7 protein-coding genes are annotated in these 7,550 nt (G+C 43.7%); 5 read left to right on the top strand and 2 right to left on the bottom strand.

The annotated features are described in order from the left end of the window. Positions 1 to 5: 5 nt before the first annotated feature. The 4 genes from argS to MHN30_RS21265 all read left to right on the top strand — a co-directional run bounded on the left by argS (position 6) and on the right by MHN30_RS21265 (position 4,346). Complete coding sequence (gene argS, locus MHN30_RS21250; RefSeq protein ID WP_130164746.1) at positions 6 to 1,748, top strand: arginine--tRNA ligase; 1,743 nt, start codon at positions 6 to 8, stop codon at positions 1,746 to 1,748. Between the two features lie 68 nt (positions 1,749 to 1,816). Then, complete coding sequence (gene pdxH / locus MHN30_RS21255; RefSeq protein ID WP_205991261.1) at positions 1,817 to 2,458, top strand: pyridoxamine 5'-phosphate oxidase; 642 nt, start codon at positions 1,817 to 1,819, stop codon at positions 2,456 to 2,458. Next, positions 2,424 to 3,227, top strand: coding sequence for a TatD family hydrolase (locus tag MHN30_RS21260; protein WP_130164745.1), 804 nt, complete (start codon positions 2,424 to 2,426; stop codon positions 3,225 to 3,227). Before pdxH ends, MHN30_RS21260 begins: the two co-directional genes overlap by 35 nt. 843 nt (positions 3,228 to 4,070) lie before the next feature. Beyond that, positions 4,071 to 4,346 carry a hypothetical protein gene (locus MHN30_RS21265; RefSeq protein WP_239361048.1) on the top strand — a complete coding sequence of 92 codons (276 nt, stop codon included), beginning with the start codon at positions 4,071 to 4,073 and terminating at the stop codon, positions 4,344 to 4,346. Positions 4,347 to 4,661: 315 nt separating this feature from the next. Here MHN30_RS21265 and MHN30_RS21270 read toward each other — a convergent pair whose 3' ends face one another. Continuing rightward, positions 4,662 to 5,402: a thioesterase domain-containing protein gene (locus MHN30_RS21270; protein ID WP_239361049.1), complete on the bottom strand. Its 741-nt coding sequence runs from the start codon at positions 5,400 to 5,402 to the stop codon at positions 4,662 to 4,664. A gap of 74 nt (positions 5,403 to 5,476) precedes the next feature. After that, positions 5,477 to 6,118 carry an AhpA/YtjB family protein gene (locus tag MHN30_RS21275; RefSeq protein ID WP_130164744.1) on the bottom strand — a complete coding sequence of 214 codons (642 nt, stop codon included), beginning with the start codon at positions 6,116 to 6,118 and terminating at the stop codon, positions 5,477 to 5,479. Positions 6,119 to 6,213: 95 nt separating this feature from the next. On the opposite strand from MHN30_RS21275, the gene serB reads away from it, so the two are divergent. After that, a complete protein-coding gene (gene serB / locus MHN30_RS21280) occupies positions 6,214 to 7,227 on the top strand; it encodes a phosphoserine phosphatase SerB (RefSeq protein WP_130164743.1) in 1,014 nt (337 codons plus the stop codon). Positions 7,228 to 7,550 lie beyond the last annotated feature (323 nt).

Below are 7,550 nucleotides of genomic sequence, written 5' to 3' on the forward strand. Positions count from 1 at the left end.
AACAGATGAACATCAAAAGTATTTTAATTGAAAAAGCCAATGCAGCGATGCAAGCGGCTGGTATCCCTGAAGGTACAAACCCAGCGGTAACACAAAGTACGCGTCCTCAGTTTGGTGATTACCAAATTAACGGTGCGATGGGTGCTGCTAAAGCACTAAAAACTAACCCAAGAGAGCTGGCGCAGAAGATCATCGACAACCTAGACGTTGCTGATCTTGCAGAAAAAACAGAAATCGCAGGCCCAGGTTTTATTAATATTCACCTCAAGCCTGAGTTTTTAGCCACAAGCCTAGAAGCGGCAAATACTGATGCCAAGCTAGGTGTTGCTGAACATGCTACGCCTCACAAAGTCGTGGTCGATTTTTCTTCACCAAACCTTGCTAAAGAGATGCACGTAGGTCACCTGCGCTCAACTATTATTGGTGATGCCGTTGTGCGTGCCCTTGAGTTCCGTGGTGACACTGTTATTCGCCAAAACCACATGGGCGACTGGGGTACCCAGTTTGGTATGTTGATAGCACACCTAGAAGATTTGCTGAACCAAGGTGTTGACCTTGAAAACGTCGCACTTGCGGATCTTGAAAGCTTTTATCGCGATGCGAAAACGCGTTTTGATGACGAAGCCGGTTTTGCCGATAAAGCCCGTGATTACGTAGTCAAACTTCAAAGCGGTGATGCGCATTGTAAGAAGCTATGGCAAATGTTTATCGACACCTCAGTTAAACATTCTGAAGAAGTATACGGCAAGCTAAACGTGACGCTTACGCGTGATGATATCATGGCAGAAAGTGCTTACAACGACCGTCTTGCCGGTGTAATTGAGCTGCTAAAAGAGAAAGGCATTGCGGTTGAAGATCAGGGCGCTCAAGTTGTATTCCTTGACGAATTGGCAAATAAAGACGGCGAACCTTCCGTATTTATCGTGCAAAAATCAGGTGGTGGTTTCTTATATTCGACGACTGATTTAGCTGCCTGTGATTACCGTTCAAATGAGCTAGATGTTGATCGTATCCTAATTTTTGTTGATGCGCGTCAGGGTTTACACTTCAACCAAGTTGAGATCACAGCACGTAAAGCGGGTCTTTTAAAAGACAAAACCAGCTACGAGCCAAGCCTGTTTGGTACTATGATGGGTAACGACGGCAAACCGTTTAAAACTCGTACTGGCGGCACGGTGAAGCTATCAGACTTACTTGACGAAGCAGTGAGCCGTGCGACAGAAAAGCTCGCTGACAGAGCCTCTGACCTATCTGATGAAGCTCGCCAAGAAATCGCGCGTAAAGTGGGTATTGGTGCAGTGAAGTACGCTGATCTGTCAAAGCACAGAACCAGCGATTATATCTTTAACTGGGATACGATGCTGAGCTTTGAAGGGGCGACGGCGCCATATTTGCAGTACGCCTATACTCGTGTTCGTAGTATTTTCCGTAAGGCAAACATGGATAGCGCCAGCCTAACTGGTCGCATTCAGATTCAAGCACCACAGGAAAAGGCACTTGGGCTTAAACTGCTGCAACTGGAAGAAGTGCTTGATCTGATGATCAGCGAAGCAACGCCACACGTATTATGTAGTTATTTATATGAGCTTGCGAGCTTGTATATGACATTCTATGAAGCGTGCCCAATTTTGAAAGATGATGTAGCTGCAGACGTCCGTGAAAGTCGTCTAGTACTATGTAATCTAGTTGCTAACTCACTGAAAACAGGCCTAGATTTGCTTGGTATCGAAGTGATGGAGCAAATGTAAGTTAGTTTTAACTTGCATTAAGGTATACTAGAAGCCGCTTTATAGCGGCTTTTTTTGTTAAGGATATTGTGATGAAACTTGAAGACATTCGCAGAGAATATACCAAAGACGGTTTACGTCGTGAAATGCTAAAAGACACACCCGTTGAGCAGTTTGAAACCTGGCTCCAGCAGGCGATTGATGCCAAGTTTACCGACCCAACAGCGATGGTCGTCGCTACGGTTGACGAGCACGGTCAGCCGTCTCAACGCATTGTTTTACTCAAGCATGTAGACGAGCACGGTTTTGTCTTCTTTACCAATACCGGTTCACGCAAAGCGCAAGAATTAAAGCAAAACAACAAGGTATGCTTACACTTCCCGTGGCATGAAATTGAGCGTCAGGTTATCGTGTACGGTGAAGCTGTTCCGTTACCAACCAGTCGCGTTGCCAAGTATTTCTTATCAAGACCAAAAGAAAGTCAGCTTGCAGCGTGGGCGTCTCAGCAATCGCGCCCCGTGTCATCTCGCCAAGCCTTGATGCAAACCTTTAGTAGCATGAAAGACAAATTCGCTAAAGGCGAAATCCCACTACCTGATTTTTGGGGCGGTTATTGCGTAGAGCCCACTAAAGTTGAGTTTTGGCAAGGTGGAGAGCACCGTCTTCACGATCGCTTTATGTATGTGAAGCAAGCCGATGGTAGTTGGGAAATTGAGCGGCTTAACCCATAAATTCGCCTTTATAGATAGTCACTGTCACCTCGATTTTGACGAGTTGGCAGATGACCTAGCTACGCATATCAAAGCAGCCCATTGTTTGGGTGTTGAACGCTTCGTGGTGCCTGGCGTTACCCTTAAGCAGTCTCAACAGCTTGTTGAGTTTCAAGCACATCATCCACAATGTGAAATCGCCGCGGGGTTACACCCTTATTTTATTGGCGAACATTGCGACGACGATATGGCTGCGTTGGTCGAGCATGTAATACACAACCGCACCCAACTGTGTGCGATAGGAGAGTGCGGCATCGATACAACCTGCGACGCGCTTGAGCGCCAAATTGCACTGTTTGAAGCGCATATCGCACTGAGTAATGAGGTAAAGCTTCCGCTAATCGTCCATCACCGTAAAAGTCATCATCTAATTGCCGCCGTGTTTAAACGTGTTAAACCACAATATGGTGGGGTGATCCACGCCTTTTCAGGTTCAAAACAGCAGGCTGAATATTATATCGGTCAGGGTTTTAAGCTAGGAGTTGGTGGCACAATCACCTATCCAAGAGGCGAAAAAACTGCGCAGGTAATATCACAGTTGCCGCTTGAAAGCCTAGTGTTGGAAACCGATGCGCCATCGATGCCGTTACATGGTTATCAGGGGAAGCCGAACTCTCCTAAGCGAGTCGTCCAAGTATTTGACAGGCTTTGTGAATATCGAAGCGAAACACCGAGCGAGCTTGCCGCAGCGCTTTATCGAAATACCACGCAGTTGTTTGGCTTAGGGTAAATTGATGATGTCGAGATAAATCTCGACCTACGAGTCAATATCACAAATGGGATATAAAATCATACTTACCAGCGATAAATAACCCGTGTAGGAACCGGTTCACCCGGCGATCTTTTGGTATTTATTAAAGCTTCTATACATCTCATAGCTTGGAGGAATGATTTATGCGTTAGTTGGTTATTCACCTTTTATTAATGTTTAAGAGCTTAATTTAAAACCTTCAACATTTCTCAAGGAATAGAAAAATGAATGATGAAACGAAAGTAAAAATGCCATTAATGCATTTTATAAAGGTGCAGGTTTAAATTTATCTTTCAAAGGCAGCGTAAACGAAAATGTGGCACAGGTTTTTGGAGAGATGATCCAAGCAACTAAAAGTTGTACGACAGCTCTAAATTGGGTTCCTGAGCCGACGGGAGGCAAGGCAACTATCAAATGGATAGTAAAGAACTTTGCATAAAGCATTGTAAAGCAACTTAGTTCAGAACAATCTCTTACCTGTGCAAAAGAAGTTGTCAGAAATTACAGAACGAAAATGGAATTAGCTGCATTAGGGATTTCGTTATGTTTAGAATAATTTTACTTGCCGCGTTAATGTTCACCTCGAACTTGGTAATTGCGTCACAAAAAGTGAACCCTTTTCCAAGCTTATCTTGTAGTAATAAGCTACATATCAGAGTTGTTGATCTCGTTTATTGTGTAGATAGCACGACACTATCAAAAATTAACTTTTTAGGACTAAGTAACTAAACTGCGGTTGTAACTAGCCAAGATCAAAATGAGTTGGCAATTGCGTTAAACCCACCGGAAATCTCACTTGGTGATATGCATAAAAAGTTGAATATGAGCGTAAATGAATTTTTTCATGCCCTGTATCATTCAGATCCTCAAGTAAAAAATATTACAAAGCTCCGCTCGGCTTTTGACATAGACGAAAGCAATCCGATGAGTGTGTACCAAAACGGCGATATTTTTGCTTTTGTCGTTATGGGAGAAAATCAAGACTACGATAGGGTTTATATTAATAAAAAGGGAAGCGGTGTTATCTATCAGATAAGTGGCGAGTTTAACCAATCTCAGTTAAATCGCGTTCTCTCCTCGCTTATTTTGGATTTGTAGCATAGCTGTTCATCTTATAAAGTAGGAGCCAGTTCACTCGGCGATCTTTACGCAGTTACTGCGATATAAAATCATACTTACCAGCAGTAGAAAAGCAGGTGTAGGAGCCGGTTCACCCGGCGATCTTTATGCAGTTACCGCGATATAAAACCATACATACCAGCAATAGAAAAGCAGGTGTAGGAGCTGGTTCACCCGGCGATCTTTACGCTGTTATCGCGATAAAAAACCATACTTACCAACAATAGAAAAGCAGGTGTAGGAGCCGGTTCACCCGGCGATCTTTATGCTCTCCCGGCATAACACCAAAACTAGTTAAGCCAATTGCTGATTAATAATTGAGATCATCTCATCAGCGTATTGGTGAATAAAAAAGTGTCCACCAGAAAATTCAGTAAGTTGATAAGGCTGTGATGTTAGCTCTTGCCATGCAAAGACGTGTTTCTTCTGGACAGAATCTTCGATACCGTTAAAAACGTGTATTGGAATTGGTAGTGTGAGCTGCTTTGCGACATAAGTATCTGCAATTTTGAAATCGGCGCGAAGTAAAGGTAGCAACAACTCCATTAGCTCTTCATTTTCTAGAACTTCTTTTGGAGTCCCATTCAAATCTTTAAGCTCAGTGATAAATTCATCATGCGGTAAGTTGTGCAAATGACGCCCGCTTGAAAGGCAATGAGGAGCCCTGCTACCTGAAGCGAATATCTTAGATGGAATAAGTTGATTTTTCGTATGTAGTTGCAATGCAAATTCGTATGATATCCTGCTCCCCAAACTATGCCCAAAAAAGGCAAAAGGTTTGCTTGTTATGAAGTCGAGGTGAAGCATCAGCTCATCAATAATCTCAGGCATATTGTCAATTGCAGGTTCAATAAGTCTTGCACCTCTTCCTGGAAGTTGAACAAAAACAAGTTCAATGTTCTCGTGAGCTTTTTTGATCCAAGGTGTAAAAATAGCTGGTGAGCCACCTGCGTAAGGAAAGCAAAATAACCGCACCTTAGCATTTGGGTTCGGTTTTGGGATTATAAAAAGTTTATTGTTCATGTCCTTTGTCATTTATCGCTCTTATACAAATCAATAATGATATTATCAAACTATTTACAATAGTAATAGGGATAACTGGGTTTCATCTAATGAGTAACATTTTCAGGCGCTGGTAGCATTTTTACTTTCTTGCGAATCTTGCGTTTTACTTCCCAGCGTTTTAATGCTCGACCTATTTGCCATGTGAATACCATCGTAATCACCAGCATCAGTAAAACGACTCGTCCAAGTTCGTGGAAACTAGAGTGGCTTTGTGACATAGCAGCTTCTGTCAAATAGACCATATTGACGAACCCAAGAGGCTGTCCCATCGGCGTATATACTGGTTCAGAAATAATGCTTTTGGTTTTACTGAGCCCTGGTAAGGTTTGAGGTAGCTGTTGATAATCTGTGGGTGAGGAATTACCGTCGTTACCAACAATAAAACGTCCTTGATAATCATAAATCGCGACTTGAAGCACAAAGTCATCGCTAGCGAGGTGATTTGCCAGTGCGCTGAGCCTTGGCGTATCACTGCGAGAGAGGGGCAATGCCACATTTTTTGCGAGCTGCTTGGTGAGGCTCCTTGCGGTAAGGTCTGCGCCATTATGGAGCAAGCGATGAGATTCAAAACTGGTATTAAACGCAAGCCAAGTCACCATAACTAAGCACGTCGCAGCGATGCACAGGCGAAATAATCTACGCCCTCGAGTTGAGTTTAACACTTCTAATACATGTAAATTTTTCATATTTATCGCATATTGCCCGCTTTTGCTAAGGTCCAGTGCTGACAGCTTAGCGCAATCATGTTAAAAATCGGCTTAACGCTATCAAGGAGCAACTTATGTCGTCAATCATTCAATTCGCTAATCGTGAACTAAACACACCAATTCAGGAACATATGGCGCTGGCTCATTGGTATAGCTGCCAAGGTACCACAAGCCTCACACAAGTAAATCAATTACCTGAGATGACGACCCAATCAATATGCTTTTTTGGCCCAAATATACAATTGCAACACCTTGTGGAAGTCACAAAATTTCTTCAAACATTTGCTATCGAGCAGGCTTATTTTACGGCATATCAACCTCATGAACAGCTTCCTGTTGCACTGGGTATGCGTTTTAACGCATCGCAAATGCCGAGTAAGGCTGAGGTGAGGCATTTTGCCAAAAGCATTAATGCGCAAGGTGCGGTGATAACACAAGCACCTACTTTAGCAGAGCCTGGGTTACTTGTGATGGATATGGACTCCACCGCAATTCAAATTGAATGTATTGACGAAATTGCTCGATTGGCCGACCGATATGATGAAGTGGCTTCTGTCACCGCACAGGCAATGGCCGGGGCACTCTCTTTTTCTGAAAGTCTACACCGCCGCGTTGCGTCACTTTCTGGCGTACCGTTATCACAAATTCAATCATTAAAAGAAAACTTACCGCTAATGCCCGGTATAGAGCTGTTATGTCAGGCGCTAAAGCTGCATCACTGGCATCTTGCCATCGCCTCGGGTGGCTTTACATGGTTTGCAGAATCATTGATTGAGCCACTCCAACTAGACGCTGTATTTGCCAACACCCTAGAGGTGGAAAACGCGCAGCTTACCGGCAAAGTGCTAGGTGATATCGTAGATGCCGACAAAAAGGCAGAAGTGCTAGGTCAACTTGCAACCCAATATGCGATCCCAATGACTCAAACCGTTGCCATTGGTGATGGTGCAAATGACTTAGTGATGATGGCAAAAGCCCAACTAGGTGTAGCAATCCATGGTAAACCAAAAGTGGTAGAAAATGCCGACGCGGCTATTTGTGAAGGATCTTTGCTACAACTGTTATATTTGCTAGGTGTGCCGAAATAATATGTGCTATGAGACGTACCATGGAGGGTGATTTCTCCAATCACTCGAGACTATGAATTAAGTCAGCTCGTCTTCCTGACGGATTTTGACGCCCATCCATGGGCTACGACTACCTTTTCTTTGATGCCCAAAGAATCGTTGCGCAAAAGAAAGGGCACTTCCTCTTCACTCGAAAAACATAGCTGCTCGGCGGGTGAACCACCTTATATGGACTCCTCCAATTGTACAAGCCATTTTTAGCATTATTGGTGTGATTGCGTGCTTATATCCGGGCTCTTGATGAGGTGCTACCTCGGCCTCTTTGATGTATTCGCGCCCTTGTG

Origin of the sequence: Pseudoalteromonas sp. OF7H-1, from assembly GCF_022347825.1 — a bacterium.
Taxonomy (GTDB): domain Bacteria; phylum Pseudomonadota; class Gammaproteobacteria; order Enterobacterales; family Alteromonadaceae; genus Pseudoalteromonas; species Pseudoalteromonas maricaloris.

Coding starts and splice junctions, on each gene's coding strand:
- argS (WP_130164746.1), top strand. CDS start 6: ATGAACATCAAAAGTATTTTAATTGAAAAAGCCAATGCAGCGATGCAA.
- MHN30_RS21260 (WP_130164745.1), top strand. CDS start 2,424: ATGGTAGTTGGGAAATTGAGCGGCTTAACCCATAAATTCGCCTTTATA.
- MHN30_RS21265 (WP_239361048.1), top strand. CDS start 4,071: ATGAGCGTAAATGAATTTTTTCATGCCCTGTATCATTCAGATCCTCAA.
- MHN30_RS21270 (WP_239361049.1), bottom strand. CDS start 5,402: ATGACAAAGGACATGAACAATAAACTTTTTATAATCCCAAAACCGAAC.
- MHN30_RS21275 (WP_130164744.1), bottom strand. CDS start 6,118: ATGAAAAATTTACATGTATTAGAAGTGTTAAACTCAACTCGAGGGCGT.
- serB (WP_130164743.1), top strand. CDS start 6,214: ATGTCGTCAATCATTCAATTCGCTAATCGTGAACTAAACACACCAATT.